Source organism: Rhabdochromatium marinum (assembly GCF_016583795.1).
Taxonomy (GTDB): domain Bacteria; phylum Pseudomonadota; class Gammaproteobacteria; order Chromatiales; family Chromatiaceae; genus Rhabdochromatium; species Rhabdochromatium marinum.
On record NZ_NRRS01000089.1, the window covers coordinates 1 to 24071 of the forward strand.

The 24071-nt window shown below is 59.6% G+C and carries 22 protein-coding genes and 2 pseudogenes; 13 read left to right on the top strand and 11 right to left on the bottom strand.

All coding sequences use genetic code 11. The features are described 5' to 3' along the window. Nucleotides 1–80 precede the first annotated feature (80 nt). The 4 genes from CKO36_RS20170 to CKO36_RS16750 all read left to right on the top strand — a co-directional run bounded on the left by CKO36_RS20170 (nt 81) and on the right by CKO36_RS16750 (nt 2538). The gene (locus tag CKO36_RS20170; protein ID WP_200285854.1) at nt 81–824 is read left to right on the top strand and encodes a PAS domain S-box protein; all 744 of its coding nucleotides are present in this window, start codon (nt 81–83) and stop codon (nt 822–824) included. Nucleotides 825–878: 54 nt separating this feature from the next. Beyond that, on the top strand, nt 879–1376 hold the full coding sequence (locus CKO36_RS16740) for a sensor histidine kinase (protein ID WP_200285856.1): 498 nt from the start codon (nt 879–881) through the stop codon (nt 1374–1376). Between the two features lie 6 nt (nt 1377–1382). Beyond that, nucleotides 1383–2120, top strand: coding sequence for a response regulator (locus CKO36_RS16745; protein WP_200285858.1), 738 nt, complete (start codon nt 1383–1385; stop codon nt 2118–2120). 67 nt (nt 2121–2187) lie between these two features. Then, nucleotides 2188–2538 carry a 4a-hydroxytetrahydrobiopterin dehydratase gene (locus CKO36_RS16750; RefSeq protein ID WP_200285860.1) on the top strand — a complete coding sequence of 117 codons (351 nt, stop codon included), beginning with the start codon at nt 2188–2190 and terminating at the stop codon, nt 2536–2538. Between the two features lie 118 nt (nt 2539–2656). Here CKO36_RS16750 and CKO36_RS16755 read toward each other — a convergent pair whose 3' ends face one another. Together CKO36_RS16755 and CKO36_RS16760 are read right to left on the bottom strand one after the other, a co-directional pair. Beyond that, on the bottom strand, nt 2657–2965 hold the full coding sequence (locus tag CKO36_RS16755; RefSeq protein WP_200285862.1) for a hypothetical protein: 309 nt from the start codon (nt 2963–2965) through the stop codon (nt 2657–2659). Then, nucleotides 2949–3206, bottom strand: a complete 258-nt coding sequence (locus tag CKO36_RS16760; protein ID WP_200285863.1) for a hypothetical protein — start codon at nt 3204–3206, stop codon at nt 2949–2951. Before CKO36_RS16760 ends, CKO36_RS16755 begins: the two co-directional genes overlap by 17 nt. Here CKO36_RS16760 and CKO36_RS16765 point away from each other — a divergent pair. From CKO36_RS16765 to CKO36_RS16785, 5 genes are all read left to right on the top strand, one after another. Then, nucleotides 3199–5217 carry a hybrid sensor histidine kinase/response regulator gene (locus tag CKO36_RS16765; RefSeq protein WP_200285865.1) on the top strand — a complete coding sequence of 673 codons (2019 nt, stop codon included), beginning with the start codon at nt 3199–3201 and terminating at the stop codon, nt 5215–5217. The genes CKO36_RS16760 and CKO36_RS16765 overlap by 8 nt on opposite strands. A 125-nt stretch (nt 5218–5342) precedes the next feature. Continuing rightward, nucleotides 5343–7763, top strand: coding sequence for a sensor domain-containing protein (locus CKO36_RS16770; RefSeq protein ID WP_200285867.1), 2421 nt, complete (start codon nt 5343–5345; stop codon nt 7761–7763). A 31-nt stretch (nt 7764–7794) separates the two neighbouring features. Continuing rightward, the gene (locus tag CKO36_RS16775) at nt 7795–9894 is read left to right on the top strand and encodes an ATP-binding protein (protein WP_200285869.1); all 2100 of its coding nucleotides are present in this window, start codon (nt 7795–7797) and stop codon (nt 9892–9894) included. Continuing rightward, nucleotides 9854–10861, top strand: coding sequence for an ADP-ribosylglycohydrolase family protein (locus CKO36_RS16780; protein WP_200285871.1), 1008 nt, complete (start codon nt 9854–9856; stop codon nt 10859–10861). The genes CKO36_RS16775 and CKO36_RS16780 overlap by 41 nt, the downstream gene beginning before the upstream one ends. Further along, the gene (locus CKO36_RS16785; protein WP_200285873.1) at nt 10858–11193 is read left to right on the top strand and encodes a NifB/NifX family molybdenum-iron cluster-binding protein; all 336 of its coding nucleotides are present in this window, start codon (nt 10858–10860) and stop codon (nt 11191–11193) included. Before CKO36_RS16780 ends, CKO36_RS16785 begins: the two co-directional genes overlap by 4 nt. Before the next feature lie 56 nt (nt 11194–11249). Here CKO36_RS16785 and CKO36_RS16790 read toward each other — a convergent pair whose 3' ends face one another. Then, nucleotides 11250–11672, bottom strand: coding sequence for a hypothetical protein (locus CKO36_RS16790; protein ID WP_200285875.1), 423 nt, complete (start codon nt 11670–11672; stop codon nt 11250–11252). Between the two features lie 481 nt (nt 11673–12153). Here CKO36_RS16790 and iscB point away from each other — a divergent pair, with 481 nt between their 5' ends. Continuing rightward, nucleotides 12154–13500 (top strand): RNA-guided endonuclease IscB, encoded by a 1347-nt coding sequence (iscB, locus tag CKO36_RS16795; RefSeq protein ID WP_200285877.1) that lies wholly within the window; start codon nt 12154–12156, stop codon nt 13498–13500. An 89-nt stretch (nt 13501–13589) separates the two neighbouring features. Here the strand turns inward: iscB and CKO36_RS16800 are convergent, their stop codons facing one another. Further along, on the bottom strand, nt 13590–13994 hold the full coding sequence (locus CKO36_RS16800) for a YchJ family protein (RefSeq protein WP_200285879.1): 405 nt from the start codon (nt 13992–13994) through the stop codon (nt 13590–13592). A 192-nt stretch (nt 13995–14186) separates the two neighbouring features. On the opposite strand from CKO36_RS16800, the gene CKO36_RS16805 reads away from it, so the two are divergent. Continuing rightward, nucleotides 14187–15833: an IS1634 family transposase gene (locus tag CKO36_RS16805; protein ID WP_200285881.1), complete on the top strand. Its 1647-nt coding sequence runs from the start codon at nt 14187–14189 to the stop codon at nt 15831–15833. Nucleotides 15834–15883: 50 nt separating this feature from the next. On the opposite strand, the pseudogene CKO36_RS16810 reads toward CKO36_RS16805, so the two are convergent. From CKO36_RS16810 to CKO36_RS20535, 3 genes and pseudogenes are all read right to left on the bottom strand, one after another. Next, nucleotides 15884–16452: pseudogene (locus CKO36_RS16810) on the bottom strand (transposase); the annotation flags it as partial. 48 nt (nt 16453–16500) lie between these two features. Beyond that, nucleotides 16501–17130 (bottom strand): group II intron maturase-specific domain-containing protein, encoded by a 630-nt coding sequence (locus CKO36_RS20175; RefSeq protein ID WP_200285885.1) that lies wholly within the window; start codon nt 17128–17130, stop codon nt 16501–16503. Beyond that, the gene (locus tag CKO36_RS20535) at nt 17051–17791 is read right to left on the bottom strand and encodes a reverse transcriptase domain-containing protein (protein WP_420826349.1); all 741 of its coding nucleotides are present in this window, start codon (nt 17789–17791) and stop codon (nt 17051–17053) included. The genes CKO36_RS20175 and CKO36_RS20535 overlap by 80 nt, the downstream gene beginning before the upstream one ends. 335 nt (nt 17792–18126) lie before the next feature. Between CKO36_RS20535 and CKO36_RS19940 the strand changes: the two genes are divergently transcribed. Further along, nucleotides 18127–18927 (top strand): hypothetical protein, encoded by an 801-nt coding sequence (locus tag CKO36_RS19940; RefSeq protein WP_242469688.1) that lies wholly within the window; start codon nt 18127–18129, stop codon nt 18925–18927. A gap of 33 nt (nt 18928–18960) precedes the next feature. On the opposite strand, the gene CKO36_RS16835 is transcribed toward CKO36_RS19940, so the two are convergent. The 4 genes from CKO36_RS16835 to CKO36_RS16850 all read right to left on the bottom strand — a co-directional run bounded on the left by CKO36_RS16835 (nt 18961) and on the right by CKO36_RS16850 (nt 23101). Further along, nucleotides 18961–20250, bottom strand: a complete 1290-nt coding sequence (locus CKO36_RS16835) for a TRAP transporter large permease (RefSeq protein WP_200285889.1) — start codon at nt 20248–20250, stop codon at nt 18961–18963. 37 nt (nt 20251–20287) lie between these two features. Then, nucleotides 20288–20809 (bottom strand): TRAP transporter small permease, encoded by a 522-nt coding sequence (locus CKO36_RS16840; protein WP_200285891.1) that lies wholly within the window; start codon nt 20807–20809, stop codon nt 20288–20290. Then, complete coding sequence (locus CKO36_RS16845) at nt 20806–21816, bottom strand: TRAP transporter substrate-binding protein (protein ID WP_200285893.1); 1011 nt, start codon at nt 21814–21816, stop codon at nt 20806–20808. The genes CKO36_RS16840 and CKO36_RS16845 overlap by 4 nt, the downstream gene beginning before the upstream one ends. Nucleotides 21817–22327: 511 nt before the next feature. Then, nucleotides 22328–23101 (bottom strand): hypothetical protein, encoded by a 774-nt coding sequence (locus CKO36_RS16850; RefSeq protein ID WP_200285895.1) that lies wholly within the window; start codon nt 23099–23101, stop codon nt 22328–22330. 310 nt (nt 23102–23411) lie between these two features. Between CKO36_RS16850 and CKO36_RS16855 the strand changes: the two are divergent. Continuing rightward, a pseudogene (locus CKO36_RS16855) lies at nt 23412–23942 on the top strand (IS3 family transposase); the annotation flags it as partial. Between the last annotated feature and the right edge of the window lie 129 nt (nt 23943–24071).

The window sequence follows — 24071 nt, forward strand, 5'->3', positions numbered from 1 at the left end:
CGGGATTGTACTCAGCCTGCGGGCGCTGAGCCAAACGACCGGGCGCTGGCAACAATTTTGGCAGCGAATTGATCAATTCGGTGCCGCCTGTTTCGGGTGATCACATTATTCAAAGGCCGCACCCGTTGTTTACCAAGGCATTGGCGGTGGCGCGGCAACACCGGTTGATCCACTGGGAGGGCGTGATTGCGGAACGTGCCGCCTGGTTCTGGGAAGCGCAAGGCAATGATCGCGTGGCCCAGGGCTATTGGCAGCAGGCTTACGACTGTTTCTCACGGTGGGGCGCCCAGGCCAAGCTGCGCGCGATGGAGCGGCATTATCGCGATTGGATCGCCGCGCGCTTGCCGGCCAGCCTGGATGAACCGGAGTTCGAGGCCGCACGTGCGGAGCTGTTGGACCATCAGGTCACGCTGCTCCGCCTGCAACTGACCCAAACCATCGAAACCGACAAACGCTTGGACGCGGAGCGTCATGCCCGGGAACTGGATCAGGCGACGCAGCGCCTGCGCGAAGAAGTGGCCCAACGCAAGCAGATCGAGGCGGACTTGCGCCAGAGCGAGGAGCTGTTTCGCCTCACCTTCGACGAATCGCCGATCGGCGCCGCCATGGTGTCCAATGAGGCGGGTTTCTTGCGGGTTAACCGCGCCTTGTGCGAACTGCTCGGCTACAGCGAGCAGGAACTGACCCGGCTGACAGTGGATGATGTGACCCACCCGGACGATCTTCAGCTCAGTTATGAGCAAAGAGATCGGTTTTGGAATGCCAAAATTACCAAGGCAAAATTTGATAAACGCTACCTCACCCGGACCGGCGAAACGGTGTAGGGTCGTCTCTCAGTCAGCCAAATTTTTGATGCGCAAGGAAAACCGCGCCATTTTTTGACCTTGATCGAGGATATTAATGAGACCAAACAGGCCGAGCAGGCGCTGATACGCGCCACCCGTGAAGCGCAACAGGCCAGTCAGGCGAAGTCAGAATTTCTCGCCAACATGAGCCATGAGATTCGCACCCCCCTGAATGGCGTTGTCGGGATGTTGCAACTGTTGGAGACCACGGAACTGTCTGATGAGCAGAGCGAGTATGTCGAGACCGCGCTGAAGTCATCGCATCGGCTCACCGGGCTGTTGACCGACATTCTTGATCTCTCCAGGATTGAATCGGGTCAATTGGTGCTGAGCGAGACCATCGTTGAGATGGCCGAACTGCGTGAAGCCGTCATCGACATTTTTGGCCACATTGCCAGAACCAAGGGACTGAAGCTGACCTTCACTATAGCGCCGGAGGTGCCGCCACGGATTCTCAGCGACGAACTAAGACTGCGACAAGTGCTGCTGAATCTGGTCGGTAATGCCATCAAGTACACTGAAAAGGGATGAGTGCGAGTGCAGGTTGCTCTGGCTGATGCAGCTGAAGACACTGATGCGCGGCTGGAATTTCGCATCGCGGATACTGGCGTGGGGATTTCAGCCGACCAAATCGAGGCGATTTTTCAGCCCTTCTTTCAGATTAGCGCAGGGTCCAGCCGTTCCCATCAAGGGGTTGGCTTGGGTTTGTCCATCGTGCGTCGTCTGCTCGATCTGATGCAGGGGCGAGTCAGCATCGACAGCACAGTTGGCGTCGGTACGACGTTTCGGTTTTCAATTCCCTTGCAAGTGGTCGATGCGGCATCAACTATCCAGGTCGTGGCGGATGTTCCGCGCCCCGTGGCGTCCGCGCCACCCCAGCCCGCCGCCGGGGCTAACATCCTGCTCGTGGATGATGAGCCGGTCAATCTCATTTTGGCGCGCCGCATACTGGAAAAACATCAGCATCAGGTGCGCTGTGCCTCCAATGGACAGGAGGCTTTGAATGCGCTGCGTGATCAAGATTGCGATCTCGTCCTGATGGACATCCAAATGCCGGGGATGGATGGATTGGAGGCGACCCGCTTGATTCGCGAGGGAGCCGCCGGAGCCCATCATGTAAGGCTGCCCATCGTGGCGATGACCGCGCATGCCATGGCTGGCGACAAGGAACGCTTTCTCGCGGCCGGGATCGACCGCTATCTGACCAAACCCTTCGTCATCGACGATCTTCTCGGGCTATTCAACAGGTTGTGGAAAAAAGCTGAGAATGAGTAAAAAGCTGGCGCTTTATGGCCCCGGCCACCAGACCAGCACAATGTAACGAGCCAATAAGGAGTCTGTCATGAAAACGCTCAGCCAAGAATCCTGTGAGGCGTGCCGCGTTGATGCGCCGCAAGTCTCCGATAAGGAAATGAATAATCTAATGGCCGAAATTCCGGATTGGAGGATCGAAACTCGCAATGGAGTCCGTCAGCTTGAACGAGGGTTCGAATTTCCGGATTTTGCACAAGCGCTTGCCTTTACCAACCGGCTCGGCGAGCTCGCCGAGGCCGAAGGCCATCATCCCAAGCTCATCACCGAGTGGGGCTGTGTCATCGTGACTTGGTGGTCGCACAAAATCGGCGGTCTGCACCGCAACGATTTCGTTATGGCGGCCAAGACGAACCAGATGTTTGCTCCAACCAGCGAGTAGATGGAAAACCTCGAGGTGCCCGCGCCCGATTCGGTGGGTCAGGGCGCTTCAGCCAAGCTGGGGTCTTGAACCACAGAGACTTCAGACCAATGGCCGGCATTTGGTCGTCGCTTATCGCTTATCCTTTGTCGTCTTTGCTCTCGTTGTCTTCGCCCTCGGTACTTTTTACGCCCCACAGATATGGATGTTTCACTAGATCCACCAGATATCGGTAGCGCTGCTGCTTGCCGGCGATAACAAAGAACGGGTAGACGATGAGGCGCGAAACCCCGAGCATGACATAGACCATTAAAAAAATGAGTGCAGCCAGTGGCATCAGGAATGCCACCCATCGTCCATGGTGGAGTGCAGTAAGGCTGTACATTCCGAACAGAAACCAGCCTAACAGCAGCAGCGCGGGGTATAACAAATCAATCAACTCGGGCATGCGCCGACCCTCCGGTGTTCAGTGCTTGTGGGGCTTCCTGCTTCTTGAGTTTGTTTGCCATCGCCTGGGTTGCGGCGATCGACGCGGCATCGGATAATTCCCTGGCATTGACATTGGGTGCCACAAGGCGGCACAGAGGCCCCGCCAAATGGAACTGTCGAGCGGAAACAGTGGTGCGGCTTGTTTGGAACAATCCGTGCTTGGGGGATGTGATTCGATAAGACGACAGGAGAATGGCCAAGCACGCCGATCCAACATCCGAAACCCTGGCTGCGGACAATCGCGCCCTGAACCGCCTGAATCAAGCCCTGCACGAGAAGGTGCGCGAGCTTGAGGCCGTTAACAACGACCTCAATAACCTGCTGCTTAGCAGCGAAGTCGCCACCTTGTTTCTCGATCCTGAACTGCGTTTACGCCGTTTCACCCCGGCGAGCGAGGCCTTGTTCGATCTCAAACCAGCAGCCATCGGCAAGCCGGTGACAGCATTAAGCGCCCGCTTCGACAGAACCGGTTTCCTGGACGACGCCCGTGCCATCCTGGCGGGCCAGTCACCCGCCGCGCGCGAAGTCGCCACCGACAATGGACGCTGGTTTTCACTGCGTATGCGCCCCTATCGCATCGCCACGGCTCCCATCGCCGGAGTGGTGGTCAGCTTCAGTGATTGCACCGCCTCGCGGCTGGCCGAGCAGCGTTATCGCGAAACCCTGGGTCGCCTCAAGCGGCACATGGACAACAGCCCGGTTGCCTCCATGGAATGGGACATCAAGGGCCGGCTGCTTGGCTGGTCGCCGGCGGCCGAACGCATCCTGGGCTGGAACGAGCAAGCCGTCATCGGACATACGCTTGAAGAACTCGGTCTGGTGCATGCCGCCGACCGCGAGCACATGCGTCGCGTGCGCGAAGCGCTTTTTCGTGGCGAGTTCGAGCACAATCGCATTCCCGTGCGCAACTGTCGCGCCGATGGACGGATGATCTGGTGCCAATGGTACAACTCCGCTCTGCATGACAGTGATGGCCAACTGGTCTCCGTCCTGTCACTGGTGGTGGATGTCACCGAGCGCCAGGCACTCGAAGACAATCTGCGCGACACCACCGCCCGCCTGGCCGAAGCGGACAGACGCAAAGATGCCTTTCTGGCGCTGCTGGGGCACGAGCTGCGCAATCCGTTGGTACCCGTGCGCAGCACTCTGGACACGCTAGCCCTGATGCCCGAGCCAGATGCGTCCCATTACCAGCAGGCTGTCAGCCGCATTGACCGCCAGATGCATCACCTTGAGCGCCTGGTGCAAGATCTGCTCGATGTGGCGCGCATCAGCCGTGGCGCCATCGTCCTGCGCCGGCAATGCGAGGATCTTGCCGCCCTGGTGCGCGAGACCCTGGAGGCCCTGGCCAAACCGCTGGCCGAGCGCGCGCATCATCTGGAGCTTGAACTGCCGGATGAGCCGGTCTGGATTCAGGGCGATGCCACCCGCCTAGTGCAAGTCATCACCAACCTGCTCGACAACGCCATCAAATACACCGAACCTGGCGGTCGGATTCGCGTCTCGCTGCACTGTCAGGACGGCAAAGGGTGTCTCAGCATGACTGACACCGGTCAGGGTATCGCCGCCAAGGATCAACCCTGGCTGTTCGACGCCTTTAGCCGCAGCGCCGAGAACCGCGTCGGTCGCGAAGGCGGTTTGGGAATCGGACTCGCGCTGGTGCGGCAGTTGGTGGAATTGCACCAGGGTCGCGTTGAAGCGCACAGCGCCGGGGTGGGGCAGGGCGCCACGTTCAACGTTTGGTTGCCGTTGGCCGAGGTCGCCCCGGATGCGCCAAACAGCGCTGAATCTCCCGAATCCCCCAAATCCCAAAGCAACACCGCGCCCACACCGGCAATGGCCGGCCAGCCCACGATGCGCGCGCGCCGGGTGCTGCTGGTCGATGACGAGTCTGAGATTCTTGACGCGACGGCTGCATTGCTGCGCGCGCTTGGTCATCAGGTGCAGATCGCAGCGACCGGTGCTGCGGCACTTGAGCGCATCAGTAGTGACGCCCCCGACATCGTCTTCCTGGATGTCAGCCTGCCCGACATCGACGGCCTGGAGTTGGCCAGACAGCTCACCGACTGGCCCCAGCGCCAGGCGCTACGCTTAGTTGCTGTGTCGGGATACAGTTTGGCCGAACAGCCGGAAGCCACTGAGCTGTTCGATGCCCAACTGATCAAGCCAGCGAGCCGTCAGGATTTTGAGCAGGTGCTGGCGATCGAGTAACGGTTCTGTTGTTTGTCATGGCCGATGGCGTGATTGGTTGCTTGCTCCGGCAAAGGGTTCTCTCTATTGTTCATAATTTATGTCACCCTATTGGTGTCACCCTGTCAGTTCACGGAGTTCCTTGCTTGTTTGATCCGACAACGCCTCTCAGTTTGGACTCGGCGCAGGATCTTCATGCCGCCCTGTTCAACGCCATGACCGACGGTGTGCTGGTGGTGAATCGCCAGGGCATGATCCTTGACTGCAATCCCGCGTTTCATCGCCGCCTTGGCTATCGCAAGGATGAACTGATTGGGTTGTCCGTCACCACGCTTAACCCACCGGAATTCGCCGCTCGGGTGCCGCAGCGCTTGGCCGCTCTCGAGCAACATGGACAGGCCACCTTCGAAACCGCCCACTATCGCAAGGACGGAACTGTCCTGCCGGTCGAGCTCAATGCCCGGTCCTTCCAGGTCGGTGGGGAGCGGGTGTTTTTCAGCGTGGTGCGCGATATCACCGAACGCAAAGAGCTCGAGGCGCGGTTGAGCGAGGGCATCGAAACCTATGCGGCGGCCATCAATACCACGACCTTGGGGTTCTGGATGGTGGACATAGACGGGCGCTTCCTGGAGGTCAACGCCGCCTACCTGAAGCTGTCGGGTTACAGTCGCGCGGAACTCTTGTCCATGCGGATTTCCGATATTGAGGTTGTGGAGCAATCCGAGGAAACAGCCAGCCATATCGTCAACGTCATCCAGGTCGGCTACGACCGCTTTCGCAGCAAACATCGTCGCAAGGACGGTTGCCTGTGGCCAGTGGAGGTGGTGACCAGTTACTCGCGCGTGCAGGGCGGGCGATTATTTGTCTTCGTTGAAGATATCAGCGAGCGGGTGATGCAGGAAAGTCGCCTGGAGTTGGCAGCCCGGGTGTTTGACACCATGGATCAGGCGGTGGTGGTCACCGATGCCGACAACCGCATTGTTTCGATCAATCCGGCCGCTGTGCGTATCACGGGTTACAGCTTTGACGACGTGCGCGGCAAGAACCCCAAAATCTTCGCCTCCGGGCGCCATGATCGAGCCTTCTATAGCGCCATGTGGGCGTCCCTGCAACGTTCCCGGCACTGGGAGGGCGAAATCTGGGATCGGCGCAAGGACGGCACCCTGTACGCCAAATGGCTCAGCATCAATGCCATTCATGATCGTCAGGGCACGCTCTATCAATATGTTTCAGTGTTTTCCGATATCACCGAGCGCAAGAAAACCGAGGAACTGGTGTGGCGGCAGGCCAACTTCGACACCCTGACCGGACTGCCCAACCGTCACCTGTTTTATGAACGCCTGGAACAAGAGATTAAGAAAGCCCAGCGCACGCAGCGCCGGATCGCAGTGCTGTTCATCGACCTTGACCGCTTCAAGGAGGTGAATGACAGCCTCGGGCATGCTAAGGGCGACGCATTGCTGGTGCAGGCCGCGCACCGCATTGCTGCCAAGGTGCGCCAGAGCGATACCGTTGCACGCCTCGGTGGTGACGAGTTTACCGTGGTTTTGCCGGATTTTGGTAGCCGCGCTCAACTCGAGCACATCGCTCAGGATCTGATCCTGACCCTCGCTGAGCCCTATGAACTGGGCGACGATGACCGAGGTGACATTTCCGCCAGCATCGGGATCACGCTGTTTCCCGACGATGCTGACAGCCTGGATGGGTTACTCAAGCACGCGGATCAGGCGATGTACGCAGCCAAGGCCAAAGGGCGCAACCGCTTTGGCTACTTCACCGCCTCCATGCAGCATGAAGTGAGGGAAAAGATCGCCCTGGCCAAGGATCTGCGCCAGGCGCTGCGTCGTGGTGAGCTGGAGGTTTACTATCAGCCGATCGTCGCCATGACCAACGAGGCCATCGTCAAGGCGGAGGCCCTGTTGCGCTGGCATCACCCCGAGCGTGGCATGGTCAGCCCGATGGTCTTTATCTCCTTGGCCGAGGAGATCGGTCTCATTCATGAGATCGGCCAGTGGGTGTTCAGCCAGGCGCTTGCCGCTGTTGCACGTTGGTACCAGAGGTACGGGCGCATCATTCAGGTGAGCGTGAACCGATCGCCCATTCAGTTCGAAAAACTGACGCCGTTCTGCTGTACGGATGAATTACGCCAGTTCGATCTTCCCGGCCATAGCATCACCGTCGAGATTACCGAGGGATCGCTACTGAGCCAATCGCAGTACATCGAACAGCAACTGCTGGATTTCCGCAATGCCGGAATTGAAGTGTCCATTGACGATTTCGGCACCGGTTTTTCGGCCTTGTCCTACCTGCGTCGGTTCGATATCGATTACCTGAAGATCGACCGTTCCTTTGTCTCCGATCTGGCCGAGGACGACGCCAATACCGCATTGATTGAGGCCATCATTGTGATGGCGCACAAGCTTGGCATTCAAACCATTGCCGAGGGCGTGGAAACCGAGCGTCAGCGGGATCTGCTGCGAGCGTTCGGCTGCGATTATGCGCAAGGGTATCTCTACGCACGTCCGCTGCCGATCGATGCATTCGAACAGGTTCTGGCCGGTATTTGACAGCGCTCATCATCCCGATTGAAGTCGTCGTATGCAACATTCAACAAAGACCGAGACCCAACCGATCACCGGATTGGAACAGGCTGGCCAAACAGGTACGGAATTGACCGTCGAAGCACTCCCCGGCTCGTTTGGCAACCGTGAATTGTCACGAGAGGTGCTGCTGGCCCACTCACCCGTTTGCCACAAGATCGTTGATCTTGACTTGAAACTGCAGTTCATGAACGAAAGCGGCTTCAACATGCTGCAACTGACTAAGTCAGATAATGTGTATGGTCAGCCGTACCCCTTCAGCTTTTTCCCAGAAGAAAGTGCTAATCGGTTGAGAGCGGCGTTGCAGGAGGTCATGCGGCAGCCGCAACAAACCCAACTGGAGGGCGTTTACTGCGACACCAAAGGTAATGAGGTTTGGCTGCAACATGTCATCGTGCCAGTGACGGATGACAACGGCTCCCTCGCTCACCTTGCGGTGGTCACCTCGGACATCACCGAACGCAAAGGTGCGGAGGCGGAAATACGTGAGTCGCTGCTACGCCAGGAGGAGGCCGTCAGGGCCGGGGGCGTGGGCTTCTGGGACTGGAATCTTGGCACCGATAAAGTGTCCTATTCGTCGGAATGGAAGCGACAGATCGGATACAGCGACGATGAGGTGAGTGATGACTTCGAGGAATGGCGTCATCGTGTGCATCCCGACGACCTCAAACCCACCTTGGCCTTCATTCAGAAGCAGCTCGAAGGGAGTGCCGGGAGCTACAACATGGAGTACCGGTTCCAGCACAAGAATGGCTGTTACCTCTGGATCCTGGTCCAAGCCTCCATCTTCCGCACCGAAGACGGCAAAGCCTATCGGGTTCTTGGCTCGCACATCGACATCACCGATCGCAAAGCCGCTGAACAGGCGATGCTTGCAGCCAAGGAGCAGGCCGAGGCCGCCAACAGAGCCAAGTCAGAATTTCTGGCCAACATGAGTCACGAAATACGCACGCCCTTAAACGGCCTCATGGGTATGCTGCAACTGCTGAAAATGACCCATCAGAACACTGAGCAAAGCGAATACACCGACCAGGCGCTTCAGTCGAGCCAACGCTTACTGCGATTGCTTTCAGACATTCTTGATCTTGCCAGGGTGGAGGCTGGCAAGATGGATGTCATTATTGAGCCTTTTGATGTCCAAGATGCCATCGACGGCATTGTGCAACTGTTTTTGCCAGTGGCCATGGAAAAGCAGGTGGACTTGCGCGTGAACATCAATCCTGCCATCCCTTCCACGCTGTTCGGTGATGCCACCCGTTTGCAGCAGGTGCTGAGCAACCTGGTGGGCAATGCGATCAAGTTCACCCATGCGGGCCATGTTGCCTTGAGCGCCCAACCCGTGCCACCAGGAAAAGATGAAGAATACCGAGTTGTTTTTGCGGTTTCAGATACCGGAATCGGGATGCCTGCGACGTTTTTTGAGCATCTGTTCACCCCATTTACGCAGGCGGAACAGAGCTACCAGAGAAATTTCCAGGGCGCGGGGCTGGGGTTGTCGATCTCAAAAAGGCTTGTCGAACTGATGGGCGGGGATATCTCTGTGGAGAGCGAGGAAGGCGTTGGCTCAACGCTCAAAGTTTGCATCCCTTTTAAGCTGGATAAACACTGTTCACCCACGCTGTCTGCAGAAAAACCAACTGACTTGGGAAGACTCAGGATCCTTGTCGCCGAGGATGACCAGGCATCAAAGACCATAGCCCTGAAGCATCTGGAAAAAGCCGGATACCAGGTCGAGGGCGTAGATGATGGAGCCCAGGCTTTGGCCGCTTTAAAGAAGCAGTCTTTTGACCTCGTGTTGATGGATGTGCAAATGCCAATTCTTGATGGCGTTGCGGCTACATCGGCCATAAGGCAAGGGCACGCTGGAAATCGGAATAGAGGCATCCCGGTTATCGCCACGACAGCGTATGCCATGGCTGGAGATAAGGAAAAATTCCTTGACGCTGGTATGGACGGATATGTGGCCAAGCCGGTTGATATGGAACAGCTGCGGAAGGTTATGAACCAGGTGCTGGCGCCCGCTATTCCCGACCAGGCTTCAGAAGAATACTCCATCCATGTCCCACCAAAGTCCAACGACACCACCCGAACCGCTTGATCGCGTCAAGGGCGCCTTGCTGGGTGTCGCATTGGCTGATGCCTGGGGGGCTCCTTACGAAGGCGGCCTCCTCGAAAGGTTGCTGTGGCGTGTGATCGGCACTCGGCAGGGACGGCGGCGCTGGACCGACGACACTCAGATGACCTTTGACGTTGCTGCCTCTCTGGCCGATGTACAGGGCATCGACCAGGACGACTTGGCGGCACGTTTCGCACGCTCCTATCAGTGGTCGCGCGGCTATGGCCCCGGCGCAGCGCGCATTCTCAAGCGTATCCACCGGGGAGAACACTGGACTACCGCCAGCCGTGCCGTCTATGCCCAAGGCTCCTACGGCAACGGTGCGGCCATGCGCTCGGTGCCAATCGGACTCTTCTTCGCCGCGCGGGGAACGAATGCGGTCATCAAAGCCGCCCAGTCTGCCGCCGAGATCACCCATGCCCATCCCCAGGGCAAAGAAGGTGCGGTGCTGATTGCTTTGGTCGCGGGCTTGGTCTTCAACAGCCTCAGCCCGAGCGAGATTTGGACCGCCATCAAGGCTGAGACCTGGAGCCCTGTGTTGAGCGACAAGCTCGCCATCGCCGAGCAGTGGCTCAGCAACAAGCAGCCGGTTGAGCCAAGCAGGGTCGCCCGGCAACTGGGCCGGTCGATGACGGCGGCGAACTCCTGCCCAACAGCTGTTTACATTGCCCTGCGCCATCTGAGCAAACCCTTTGCCGAATTGCTTGACTTCGCTCGCCGGGTTGGCGGCGATGTCGATACCATTGGCGCTATGGCCGGCGGCCTTTGGGGCGCCGCGCGCGGATTGGGAGCCTTGCCGATCGAACAGCTGGCCGGGCTTGAGGCCTGTGACCATCTGTTGCGGGAAGCGAGTCGTTTTGCGGCCGCCCTCCAGGCAGGTCTGGAGTCGCCGGCGGATATACTCACTTGTCTGCCGAACAGCGGCATGAACCTGGAGAACAACCTATGAATGTTGCAGTAGCCACCAACGATGGCCTGACCATCGATACGCATTTTGGCCATGCCAGGGAATTTTGGATCTACGACCTTAACGACGAGACCGCGACCTTCCTGGAAAGGCGCGACATTGAGCAATACTGCGTGGCTGGCCAATCCATGGACTCCGCCCTCGGAGGCATTCTCAAAGCGGTCGCCGACTGCCAGGCGGTGCTGGTCGCCATGATCGGCGAGCCTCCTCGGGCGAAGCTTGCGGCAATGGGCGTGCAGGCGGTGTCTGAGTATGCCAACGAGCCGATCGAGGCGGCCTTGCGGGACTATGCACGCCGACAGGCGGGCGACTGAGCTGGGACCCGACCCCGTGTTTGGATAAAATTCAGAAAGCCTGGGCACATTGCCTGCTAACCGAGAATCTTTTCATAGGCTCGTCGCAGCAATTCCAACTCCACCGGCGGCAGTCCGCGCGCTTCGGTCAAAGCGATGAAGGTGCCGCCGATGGCTTCAACCTCCGCAAAGGGTGGATCCAGGATGGTGAAGCGCGCTAGCCTGACCTCAATGACACCGTTCGGTGACTTCGGTGTGGCGCGAAAACCGGACTGTACCTCCAGGGAGCCAGAGTCCAAGCGGAGGCGGTGCTCGGCATCGCGCAGCAAAAACGCTGGATGCGACACTAGCTTGCTGCCGATGTCGGGGTCATCTTCGGTCAGATGTGTCCGCGCCGGCAAGGGGGCAAACCCGCAAATGCCGCCATGATCGAAACGGACAAAGCGCGTGCGCGCGCTGATGGGTTGGGTGTGATACAAAATGAGTCGGGTATCGGCCATGGCATGCTGTCCTCTCGCTCCCGTTGGCTGACGGAGTTCTCCCTCGCCTGTCAATGCAACGAAGCCGGTGTTCGAATCGTGGATGTCTCGGCACCCACAGTCTTTACCTCACTGATACCAAGGATAACGCATTGAATCTTTCAGGGTACGTATCTGACCGATTGCACCCTAGTCCAAGGCCCGCAACTCCGCCATCAACGCGTGCAGACTGGTCAACTACCCCGCCCTGAAGGGCGGAGCTTGCAAGAGCTCGGTTGACCAGGGAAAGCGGTATCCAACCCGCTGCGTTTGCAACAGGTCGTTGAGACCCACTCTGGAATGCTTCCTCAGTTCCAGACACTGGAAGATCAGGATCATGCGGGTGAAAGGCAAAGCGCCGAAGGTGTTGATCGCCGCCGCGAGGCGGGAGCCGGTTGCAGACTGTCCCGAGGGGAGCGAGCCGCAAGGCTCCGTCACTAGGCCCGTAAGGGCAGGAATTGAAATGGCTGTCTTTGTTCTCGACAAACAGAAAAACCCGCTGATGCCGTGCACGGAGAAGCGCGCTCGGCTGTTACTCCAGCGTGGGCGGGCGGTGGTGGTGCGGCTGCATCCGTTCATCATCCGGCTCAAAGATCGCATTGGTGGTGAGACCCAGCCACTGCGCCTGTCGCTCGATCCGGGGAGCAAAACGACCGGAATCGCCGTGGTGCGCGAGGTCGAGCGCATCGACCCCGACACGGGCGAGGTACGCCGAGAGGCGCAGGTGCTGTGGCTGGCCGAACTGACCCACCGTGGTGCCCAGATCCGTGAGCGCTTGACCGCTCGCCGCGCCTTTCGTCGCCGTCGGCGCTCGAAGAACTTGCGTTATCGCGCCCCGCGCTTCCACAATCGCACCAGACCCAATGGCTGGCTCGCCCCGAGTCTGCGCCATCGATTGGACACCACGCTGAGCTGGGTCAATCGTCTCCAGCGTCTCGCGCCCATCAACAGCATCAGCCAAGAGCTGGTGCGCTTCGACACTCAGGCACTCCAGAACCCTGAAATCAGCGGTGTGGCGTATCAGCAGGGCGAACTGGCCGGTTATGAAGTGCGCGAATATCTGCTGGAGAAATGGCATCGCACCTGCGCCTATTGCGGCGCACAGCACGTCCCGCTGGAAATCGAGCACATCCAGCCCAAAAGTCGAAGCGGCTCGAATCGAGTCTCCAACCTGACGCTCGCCTGCCACTCCTGCAACCAGCGCAAGGGAAACCAGCCGATTGAGGTGTTTCTGGCTCATCAACCCGAGCGGTTGCGCCGTATTCAGGCACAGGCCAAGGCCCCGCTTCGCGATGCCACAGCGGTCAATGCCACCCGCTGGGCGCTGTTTGAACAACTCAAGGCCACCGGCGTACCCGTGACCACGGGTTCAGGCGGCCAGACCAAGTACAACCGCCAGCGTCTCGGCATCCCCAAGACCCATGCGCTTGATGCCGCCTGTGTGGGTCAACTCGATGCCCTGCAGGGCTGGGCCATCCCGACACTTGCGATCAAGGCCACCGGGCGCGGCTGTTACCAGCGCACCCGCCTGAATCGCTTCGGCTTTCCACGCGGTTATTTGATGCGTGAGAAGCGCGTTAAAGGATTCCAGACCGGAGATCGGGTCATCGCTGAGGTGCCAAAGGGCAAAAAAGCCGGAACCCATCTCGGGCGTGTGGCCGTTCGTGCATCCGGGCGCTTCAATCTCCAGACCGCAACGGGTCTGGTTCAAGGCATTTCACACCGCCATTGCCGGGTAGTGCAACGCGCCGACGGCTATGGCTACGCATTCACTCCAACCCAAACGGAGGCCGCGAGACCGGTGGGTTAACCGCGCTACGCGCGGTGCGCTCTACCTCCCCGCCCTGAAGGGCGGGGTTTCTCGCGCAAGACTGATGACAGACGCGGGCGCCAGGCGTTTCAGTGTTCATCAGGATCCAGCACCCCATCGAGATATCGCCAGGCGCCACCCTCCCGCACAAAGCGGCTGCGCTCATGCAGTCTGAACGCGCGGCCCTGAATCTTGTAGTGCGCGATGAATTCTACCTTACCCTCCGTCGCGTTCGGACCGCCGCCTTCGGTGGCGAGTATTTGCAAGCCAACCCATTTGGAGTTTGATTCGGAGGCCAGCTCGGCTGGTCGGGTGCTGGAATGCCAGGTCGCGCGCAGATACTCAAACGCACCTAGCGCATAGGCCGTGTAGCGCGAACGCATCAGCGCCTCAGCAGTCGGCGGCATCGCGCTTTCGGCCAGATAGGGTGCGCAGCAGTCGGTGTGGTCTTGGCCAGAACCGCACGGACAGGGGATAGGTTTCTTGCGAGCCATTGAATAAAGGTCAACTTCGGCCCAGTGGGTTACCGCCGGTCGTGCTCAGAGCGGAACATGAGGCCAGCAACGCAGCGTCCCATCCCGGATCCGACATTCCGCACCTGCTCACGCCACCAACAGGTTTTCTCTCAACTCTCAACTCATCTATCCTTGCGTTATCGCAAACATTCAGAGGGAAGCAGGCTAGCCATGCACATCGAAACTGGCTCAAAGGCCAGTCCACAGCATTACAGCAGCCAAGCGCTCGAACACCTGGGATTGGTAGCGGGAATGTACGACGAGCTGGGTCTCGGGGAGCTCATTGATCGGGTTATGGTACAGGATGAAAGCAGCCGGATCATCTCCCTGGGACAGTCTGTAAAAGCGATGGTACTCAACGGGTTAGGCTTCGCGCACCGCGCCCTGTATCTCACCCCGTTGTTTTTCAAGGACAAGCCTGTGGAACGCTTACTCGGTCCGGGGATTGAGGCTGAGCATCTCAACGATGATGTGCTCGGGCGAACCCTGGATCGGATTTACGCCTATGGTCCAACCCAACTGTATGCCCAGTTGGCCGCGCAGACGGTTCAGCGGTTAGGGTTGTTGTGTCGCTTTGGGCATCTGGATTCGACCAGCTTCCATGTCGATGGTGACTACAACAGCGACATCGAAGATCCGACGGGCGTGATTCGCATCACCCAAGGCTACAGTCGTGACCACCGCGCGGATTTGAACCAGGTGGTGCTGCAATTGCTCTGCGAGCGCCAAGCCGGCATTCCCCTGCTGATGGAAGCCTTAAGCGGTAATAACAGCGACAAGACGAGCTTTCGCAAGACCGTCAATGCCTATCTCGACCAGCTGCAAGCCGATGTTGGACTGGAGATCCTCATGGCCGACAGCGCGCTCTACACCCGCGACACCCTCCAGGCGATGGACACCTATGCCTGGATTTCGCGCGTGCCTGAAACCCTCACGCTCGCCTGCGAGATGATCCATGCAGTCGCTCCAATGTTGATGCACAAGCCCACGCAAGAGGCCTGTTGCACCTTAGGCACCGTCTATGGTGAGGTGCGTCAACGCTGGGTTGTGGTCTATTCACCGCAGGCGCGCCAACGCGCCCTCAAGCGCCTTAACAAGCACTGTCTTACACAGGGCAAGGCCGAACTCAAGGCCTTCGAGCGGCTGTGCAACACGGACTTCGCCTGCGAGGCCGATGCGCTCAAGGCATTGGAGCGTTTTGAGCACACACTTAAGATTGGCCTGCTCGGCGAGACCTGCATTGAGGCCTTGCCTCGCTACCACAGCCAAGGCCGCCCGGCCCGAGGGCAGGCGCCAGACTTTTATGTCTACCGCATCAGCGGTGCACTGGCCTCGCAGGTGCAGGAGCACCAGCGCCGCCTGGAACGTAAAAGCTGTTTCATCCTCGCCACCAATCAGCTCGATGACTCACTGCTCAGCGAAGCCGAGCTCATCGCCGCCTACAAGGATCAACAAACAGTCGAGCGCGGCTTTCGCTTCCTCAAAGACCCGATGTTCATGGCCGCGACACTCTACCTGAAGAAACCCGAGCGCATCATGGCGTTGATGATGGTGATGACCCTCTGCTTGTTGGTCTATGCTGCCCTGGAACACCGTATCCGCGAGAGTCTCAAGGCACAGCAGGCAACCTTCCCCGACCAGAAGGGTCAGCCGAGTGCTCGTCCCACCGCGCGCTGGGTATTCCAATCTTTCAAAGGCATCCATGTGCTGGTCATTGCCCAGGTCAGGCCGCTCGTGCTAAATATGCAACACCACCACCACGCCTTACTTGAACTGCTGGGATGGCGGTATGTGGCGTTATATTCTGGAAGCGGCTGAGGGGGGGGGCGGAATGACGGTTCGTACCACTCTGGCGGCCCCCTGGCGGAGGCGATGATCCGCATCTCGGCCCCGCACTGGGGGCCGGTCAAAGGGAAAGCCTCGTAGAGGCGGGCCAGGAGCATAGCCCAGAGATAGCGGGCGGGGGAACGTCTGATCGCTGGCGGCGGGTCGTCCGTTGCCCCCTCCGCCGCCGGTTTCCGTAGTCACGATGCCGATGTTGCCTGGGCGGCGGAACTAGAGCGGCGATGCGACCGATCAGTTCGAGCGGCGAGAGGATGATTTGGGTTTGCCCGTTGGGACCGGGCTTGGGCAGGTGGTAGATCAGCCGCTGGGCGTCGATCTCCTCCAGTCGGTCGGCGGCAAAGGGCGGCCGGGCGCAGTAGCGCAGCAGCCGAACCAGTGTATGAAGGCCACCGCGCCGATTCGCGCCTTGGGGTCCGCGCCAGGGCAGTACATGATCGACCAGGTGGGCGGCGGTTTCCGCCATGCGCCGGGTGTTGCACGAGGGGCAGACGCCCCGCCCTTTGCAGGAGAAGGCCATCAGGAAATCATGGCCGCATTCGGCACAGCGGGCGCGGGCGAACCCATAGGCGAGGATACCGCACTCCAGAAATCGGCGTCGTTCCCGTTCGTCGTGCGTGGGTGAGAGTGGGTTGACTGCAAATCAGGCGCTCTCCGGCGGTTTGCGCGCCTTCCATAGAGTTCCGTGGAGAGAGGGCAGCCCTGCTTCCCGCATGTGCTTCGCGGTCACCTTTTTGTGGTGGTGTTGCCAGACGTAGCGCGAGATTTGCTCGCGTATCCATCGGTCGAGGTTTTTGATCTGCTTCTCGTCATCGACGATGCGGTAGAAGCCGATCCAGCTTCGGTGGTGGGGATGCTTGGCCGGGTTGTGCTTCCTGATCTCGTCGATAGGACCTTGAATTTTGTAGCTCAATCGACGGCTGAGGCTACGGAGATCCCAGTCGGGATCGCTCTTCGGCTTGTGAGTGTTGATGACCTCGCGTATGCGATTTTTAAACTTTGCGACGTTCGTGCTACGGACCCGGGTGAAGCTGCGGCCGATTCTGAAACCGACGAAATCGACACCATCGGTCGCGTCGCTCACGGCTCTCTTGTCGGGGTGGAGCTCCAGATTGCCGAGGGCATCGAGTGCATGTTCGGCCCGTACTTTTGCGTCGTTCACGGCTTCCTTTGTCTGGCAGCAGACCAGAAAGTCATCGGCGTACCGGACGAGGATGTTCCCTCCCTGCCGCATCTCCTCGTCGAAGGATGCGAGCAGCAGATTGGCCAACATGCCTGAGATGACCCCGCCCTAGGAGCCCTATCCTGCGCGGCTCGCGCAAGTACTTGGTTCTGGGCTTCGCGCTGTCGGCTATCCGGCGCTCTTCAGAGGTGACTCTCGGGGTTGTAAGGTAGACCTGGATGAGTCGAAGGGCGCGCTCGTCGATTGGAAGGCCCCTCGCGATTGCAAGCAGCGCCTCATGGTCGACACGGTCGAAGAAGCTCTTAATGTCCGCATCCAGGACGTGAACATAGCCGGCGTCCAGGGCGTTCCTGATTTGTTTGATGGCATTGTGGGCTCCGCTGCCACGCCGGTAGGCGCAGCAGGCATCGCTCAACAGAGGGTCCACAATCGGATACAGATACTTGTAGAGTCCGCGCTGAACCAGCGTGTCGCGAATCGTAGCGAGGGAGATGATGCGTTCGCCCCCGGTTATCTTGGGGATACTCTTCTCCAAAAAGGGACTGAAGATCCATCGGTCCTGCAGAACCTTGCGATGGATGGCGCGGAAATGCTGCTCCCGCTGTTTCTCGAAGACCTTCCGATCCTGTCGGTCGGAACCGGGGGGTAGGTAGGTGTCTTCGTGGACGAAGTCGAATTTTCCGTCAAGCAGATCTTGGTAGTCCTGCTCCAGGGCCTCCAGCGAGAAAAAGTCGTCGAATTCCAATGGCACGGTACGCGAGTGAGGGGATGCGAGCGGGTATTGCCGCTCTCCAGGCGGCCCGCTCGCCGTCGCGGAGAGCTAGACGCTGTGCGTCTTGAGATCCAAATGGCGATACTCTTGACATTCGAGGTCCGCATCCCTGTTGCAGGGACCAACTGGTGTTGGCGGCGGATTGCTCCGCTCTCGGGAATGTCGGGCAGAAAAATGGGGTTTTATCCCGCCAGATCAAGGGGCGGGGCTTCTGGCTTGAGGATGACGCCAGGGAGTGTCGGGGGAAGAATGGGCCGTCTGCGCTTGCCGGGAGGTGAATCTCGTCGGCCGAGAGGAAGATAGCTGCCATCTCCATGCCCGATACCCAAGGGGAGAAGCAGCTTGCGGGTATCTTCTCCGTTGCCGGAGCTTTCGACCTCGAATGTCATGAGTATCGCCATTTGGACCGATCCCCTGATGGCGGGGCGGATAGCAACACCATCACAGGATACCATGCGGGGAGCATTGGATCCGCTCGACGATATCTCCTGTCAGCCTGTAGGCGCCGAAAGATACCCACGGCGCGCCCGGCGTCGAGCGATCTCGTCAACCAGCTCGATGCCGGCCTCGTAGGACGCGACACCCGTGCTGCGTATTCGGCTGCGGTTCGAGCCGATGCCGCCCCAGACCTTGAGGTGGAGGAGCATCGGGGGGTCCGGCTGGTCAACGGCGATGCACTCAAGGCCGAGAAGACGGCCAACACCAACTTCGCCATCCTCAACACCGTGACCATGACCGAGCCCCTGCAGGACACCGCCGAGCTGGGATTCGACAAGCTGGTCCCGACCCTACCGACGGGACCCGGGGTGACGCCGGGCGACATCTCCTTCGCCTATCCGGGGCGCATCGTGCGCAACCTCCAGGAGAGCCTGGAGCTGCTGACCCGCGTCATCCCGGGCGTCGCCCATCCCTCGACCACCATCTACGTCCCCGAGATCAAGTTCTACGACATCCGCTACCCGACCAGCGACGACCTGGAGACCAATCTCCCCGGACTCTTCGTCGCCGGCGACGGGGCCGGCAAGTCGCGCGGCATCGTGGGCGCGGCGGTCAACGGCATCATGGCGGCCAAGGGCATCCTGCGCGCGGCCGGCCAGGCCGAGCGCGAGGGCTAGCCCCGATCCGCCTCGCACGAAGGCTCCCCCTTCTCAAGTCCCCAGGGGCAGCAGGAGTGCGAGTCCGGGAAAGGCGATCAGCGCGCCGATGCGCAGGAAGTCCATAACGACGAAGGGCATGAGCCCGCGGAAGATGGTCGAGAGCGGAACCGTCTTGGTGACCGACCGCAGCACGAAGGCGTTCATCCCGACCGGCGGGGTGATGTAGCTGATCTCGGTGGCGACGACCACGAAGATGCCGAACCAGATGAGATCGAACCCGGAGGCGGCCACCACCGGAGAGAGGATGGGTACCGTCAGCAGCACCATCGACAGGCTCTCCAGCACGCTGCCGAGCAGCAGATAGACCGCCATGATCGCCAGGATCATCAGCACCGGCGTGTCGGCGAGCGGCCCCAGCGCCTCGCGGATGTCCGAGGCCATGCCGGAGAGGTTGACGTAGTTCGAGAAGGTCAGCGCCCCGAACAGGATGAAGAACATGATGGCCGTCAGCTTGGCGGTCTCGGCCAGGGTCTCGATGGTGCGGCGCAACTGGAGCCGGCCCCTGACGGCCGTCAGCAGGATGGCCCCCGCCGCGCCCATGCCGGCCGCCTCGGTGGCGGTGAAGACCCCGAAATAGATACCGCCCATGACGAAGGCGAACAGGACCATGGCCCCCGCCACACCGCGCAGCGCCGCCAGCCGCTCCCGCAGCGGGAGCTTGGGCTCCACCGGGATCTCGCGTCCCTGGCCGACCGAGACGCTGAAGCGCACCGCAACCATATAGCCGAGCACGCCGAGCAGCCCGGGCAGAATGCCGGCCAGGAACAGCTTGCCAATGTCCTGCTGGGTCATGATGCCGTAGAAGACCAGGATGACCGAGGGCGGAATCAGGATGCCGAGCGTCCCGCCGGCGGCGACCGAGGCCGTCGCCAGACCGTCCGGATAGCCGAAGCGGCGCATCGAGGGCAGCGCGATGCGCGACATGGTGGCCGCGGTCGCGAGCGAGGAGCCGCACACCGAGGAGAATCCGCTGCAGGCGACGACCGTGGCCATGGCGAGTCCGCCGCGACGGTGACGCAGCCAGGCATAGGCCGCGTCGTAGAGCTCGTGGGCGATCCCGGACTGGACGACGAAGTTCCCCATCACCAGGAACAGCGGCAGCACCGAGAGCGAATAGTTGCGGCTGTTGTCGAAGACGGTCTGACCGAGCAGCGACAGGGACGGCTCGACACCGATCAGGGTCGCCGTGCCGATGGTGCCGACCAGGAGCATGGAGGCGGCCAGCGGGACGCCGGTCAGCATCAGGATGAGGAGCAGAAGAATACCGTAGGGCCAGTCCATCAGGGTCTCGGGGGGAAAGTCGGCGCAGCGAATCCGTTCAGTCGGTGAAGGATGCGTCCTCGTTATGGCGATGTCCGGGGATGCGGAAAATGACCATGATGACCAGGACGGCGGACGCCAGCCAGCAGAGCACGGCCGCCGCATCGGCGAAGGGGGCGATGGGTAGGCGCAGATAGAGACTGGTCTGACCGTAGCCGGCGAGCGTCCCGCCCATGACCAGCAGCCGCCAGCCGATCACGCCCAGCACCAGGGCGTTGACGAGCCGCGCCAGGGCGAGGAGCGGCGGACGCGTCCAATCCGGCATCCGTTCGGTGAGCAGATCGACCGTGACATGGCCGTCGCTCAACGAGACCAGCGGCAGTCCCAGGAAGATGACGCCGACGAGCATCAGCTCGATCAGCTCGCCGGCTCCGGGCAGGGGCGCGGCGAAGAGATAGCGACCGATGACGTCCACCACCGTCAGGACGATCATCGCCAGCATGGTCAGGGCACAGGCGCCGCCGAGCAGCGCCGTGCCCAGATCCGCAAGCGAGCGGATCGACAGCGACTGCGAGCTCATTCGGACTCGGCGGCGATCCGGGCCTTCATGTCCTCGAGCGCGGCCTTGGCATCGATTCCGCTGGTGGCGATCTCATCGAGCTTGGCTTCGATGACTGGATCCAGCATCTGGTGCAGACCCTCCATCTGCTCTTCGGTGGCGACATGGAGCTCGACCTGTCCCTCGAGCGCGCTACGCCCGGCCGCGTCGGCCGCGTCCCAGGCCTTGCCGGCGAGACGCGACAGGGCCTCGCCCGAGACGCTGTCGATGGCGGCCTGGTCGGCCTCGGACAGACGGTTCCAGCGGCGCTCGTTCATCACGAAGAAGAAGGAGGTGTTGTAGAGACCGCCCGGGACCTCGAAGCCCTGGTCGAGCAGGCCGTCCAGGCGGAAGAAGGTGACCGACTCGAAGGGAAAGAGGATGCCGTCGACCACGCCGCCCGAGATCAGCTCGTAGGCCTTGGACGAGGGGCTCTGGACCGGAACCGCGCCGAGCGCGGTGGCCACGTCGTTGGCCATGCCGCCGCCGACGCGTAGCTTGGCCCCGGCGATGCCGTCGAGCGAGGAGAGATCGCGCCCCTTGGCGAAGGCATGGCCCGGGCCATGGGTGAAGACGCCCAGGACCTTGACGCCCGCGTATTCGCCCGCTGCGGCGAGCCGCTCCTCGAACACCTGCCAGTAGGCGACCGAGACCGCCTCTGCGCTGTCGCCCAGGAAGGGGAGCTCGGCGAGCATGGCGGTCTTGAAGCGGCCGGGGGTATAGGCCTGGGCACTGAAGGTAACGTCGGCCACGCCGTTGGCGGCAAGGTCGTAATGGGCGGGCGGCGGACCGAGCGGGGCGTCCAGGATCTGAACCGTGACGCGGCCCTCGGTCGCCTCCTCGACGGCCACCTTCCAGGGCACCATCACGTCCTTCACGATCGGATGGCTCTGCGGCAGCCAGTTCGAGAGCCGCAGCGTTTCGGCCGAGGCCGTTCCAGCGAGCGTGATCAATCCGGCGGCCACGCCGGTCAGCAAAGCACGGAGCATCGGGCAATCCTCATCATCTCATTGGGTTCGGTGCATCCGTGCCTAGCACGGCATTTCCGGACACTTTATCCGGGAAAGGATAGAAAATTCAACCGAAGGATAGGAAATCCAACCGCCTATGCGAAATATCCCCCCGATCTGGAGTGCCGTCAAGACTCGGTTTGAGCCCTTCTGACCACCGGAGGGCAATGATGATGAAGAAGAAATATGAGAAGTCGCGTATGAACCCGTACACACGGTTCTGTAGGCAGACGGGGAACCTCGGTCCCCCTCTGACCCGATCAGAACGAAGGCAGAGCTTGCCAACGGGACACCCATCGTAGCAACGACCAACGAACAACCGGCCTCGCCGTCGGCAAGGCACTTCTGACGTAGGGCGCTCCCCTACCGACTCGTGATCTCACACCCGCAGCGTCAGTGCTGGTCTTTTCACCCAACTCCTTACAATGGGTGTCCCGGTATACTCGCCGCTAACCCCACCATGGGTATTAAGTGCCAGCTTATTTTGAAGTTAGCCCAAATGGGGTTGGACTGGCGCTGAAATGTTCAGGGTGCGAAACGCCGCTTCGATGAATAACGCCTGGTTGAGAAACGGATTTTTACTGAATAGGTCGCCGGATGTCACTCGATCAATCAGTGACTGGCGCGGATTGCTAGTATCTGTATTGGGTAAGTTAGCTGATGATTGGGGAATAAACTTGCCTGCATTCTCACTTGGCTCATACATTAAATAGATTGTACCTGAAGCAATAGCGGCTTGGCGTCGTCGGTCACTGGCAAGTAACCCGGCTGCCAGTTCAACATCATCAGCATCAAGGTTATTCTCTACAGCATAATCATACGCAGCTTCCAACGCTTCTCTGTCGCTTCCCGATAAAAAATCAAAGACATTTCCACTATCAGATGAAGGGTTAGGTCTTGGTATCGTTTCACGAATATTGTGTTCTTGCTGCAAGGCATTTCTCAACGCTTGCCCATCTATATCAATTTCGGTATTGGCTGTTACCATGCTAACGGCTTGGTCAAGCAACGCTTGACCTCTTGCTAAGGGAAGGTAACTGGGCCCAAGTTCTTGGCGTAAAAACTCGTTCGCGCCTTGCATCAATAGGCTTATAGAATGACCATGGGCGCTAATCTGCAGGGCTGAATTAGTAGTATTGCTGATCTGAGAGCCAGAGCTGCTTGTATTCTCTGAATTCGTTCTATCCTTGGAATTAGCAACGGAGGTATCCGATTGCAATGCGCTTTGGGCTGATCTGTTATTAAATCCAGTGATGATATCCATTAGGAATTGACCCCTCAGTTCACACATTTTGTTGGTTGATGTCTGCGGTGACCACGGGCTTGATCAGCCCGAATCGCCGCTTCAAGGATAGGAAATCCAACCGCCTATGCGAAATATCCCCCTGATCTGGAGTGCCGTCAAGACTCGGTTTGTATATGTGGACCCCAAAATCAGGACACCAATTTAAGTGAGGGGTTCACCCGGTGCAAGTGGGTCAATGGAAGAAAGCTATCGTTGAGCAAGCCAGCCAGCTCTTTGAGGGCCAGCGAGGGCGCAAGAAGGCCTCAGAGAGCAGCGACCCCGAACGGCTCTTGTGCTTGGGTTAGCGGGCATGGCGCTTGGCCCGCAGACCAGTCAACCTCATCCAGCGCATCCGATTTACCCTGATTTGTTGCGTGGTTTGGCCATCGTGCGCCCTGATCAGGTGTGGAGCACTGACATCACGTATGTGCGTTTAGTTCACGGATTTACCTATCTGGTAACCATCATCGACTGGTACTCCCGTCGTGTCTTAGCTTGGCGTATCTCCAACACGCTGGAGGTTGAGTTTTGTATCGACTGTTTGGAAGAGGCCTTGCGCCATCATGGCGTTCCTGAAATCTTTAACACGGATCAGGGGGCGCAATTTACCAGTAATGCCTTCACGAGGGTATTACACGAAGATGAAATCCACATCAGCATGGATGGTCGCGGACGGGCGTTGGACAATATCTTCGTCGAGCGACTGTGGCGCACGGTGAAGTGGGAAGACATCTATCCCAAAGGCTATGAAAAGATCCCGGAATTACATCTGGGGTTGACGGAGTATTTCTCTTTCTACAACAGCGGGCGACCGCATCAGAGGGGTGCCGCCTTTCAATGATGTCAATCATGAGCCATGCTTAGCCCATCATCCAAATGCAGAAAGAGGGCTTGGCCATAACAGCGCAACTCATTAACATCGACGGTCATCAGGCGACTTTTCAAGTCA

Excerpts from the sequence above, each read along its gene's own strand:
- CKO36_RS16750 (WP_200285860.1), top strand. The coding sequence starts at position 2,188 with ATGAAAACGCTCAGCCAAGAATCCTGTGAGGCGTGCCGCGTTGATGCG.
- CKO36_RS16755 (WP_200285862.1), bottom strand. The coding sequence starts at position 2,965 with ATGCCCGAGTTGATTGATTTGTTATACCCCGCGCTGCTGCTGTTAGGC.
- CKO36_RS16765 (WP_200285865.1), top strand. The coding sequence starts at position 3,199 with ATGGCCAAGCACGCCGATCCAACATCCGAAACCCTGGCTGCGGACAAT.
- CKO36_RS16775 (WP_200285869.1), top strand. The coding sequence starts at position 7,795 with ATGCAACATTCAACAAAGACCGAGACCCAACCGATCACCGGATTGGAA.
- CKO36_RS16780 (WP_200285871.1), top strand. The coding sequence starts at position 9,854 with ATGTCCCACCAAAGTCCAACGACACCACCCGAACCGCTTGATCGCGTC.
- CKO36_RS16785 (WP_200285873.1), top strand. The coding sequence starts at position 10,858 with ATGAATGTTGCAGTAGCCACCAACGATGGCCTGACCATCGATACGCAT.
- CKO36_RS16790 (WP_200285875.1), bottom strand. The coding sequence starts at position 11,672 with ATGGCCGATACCCGACTCATTTTGTATCACACCCAACCCATCAGCGCG.
- iscB (WP_200285877.1), top strand. The coding sequence starts at position 12,154 with ATGGCTGTCTTTGTTCTCGACAAACAGAAAAACCCGCTGATGCCGTGC.
- CKO36_RS16800 (WP_200285879.1), bottom strand. The coding sequence starts at position 13,994 with ATGGCTCGCAAGAAACCTATCCCCTGTCCGTGCGGTTCTGGCCAAGAC.
- CKO36_RS16805 (WP_200285881.1), top strand. The coding sequence starts at position 14,187 with ATGCACATCGAAACTGGCTCAAAGGCCAGTCCACAGCATTACAGCAGC.
- CKO36_RS20175 (WP_200285885.1), bottom strand. The coding sequence starts at position 17,130 with ATGTTGGCCAATCTGCTGCTCGCATCCTTCGACGAGGAGATGCGGCAG.
- CKO36_RS19940 (WP_242469688.1), top strand. The coding sequence starts at position 18,127 with ATGCCCGATACCCAAGGGGAGAAGCAGCTTGCGGGTATCTTCTCCGTT.
- CKO36_RS16835 (WP_200285889.1), bottom strand. The coding sequence starts at position 20,250 with ATGGACTGGCCCTACGGTATTCTTCTGCTCCTCATCCTGATGCTGACC.
- CKO36_RS16840 (WP_200285891.1), bottom strand. The coding sequence starts at position 20,809 with ATGAGCTCGCAGTCGCTGTCGATCCGCTCGCTTGCGGATCTGGGCACG.
- CKO36_RS16845 (WP_200285893.1), bottom strand. The coding sequence starts at position 21,816 with ATGCTCCGTGCTTTGCTGACCGGCGTGGCCGCCGGATTGATCACGCTC.
- CKO36_RS16850 (WP_200285895.1), bottom strand. The coding sequence starts at position 23,101 with ATGGATATCATCACTGGATTTAATAACAGATCAGCCCAAAGCGCATTG.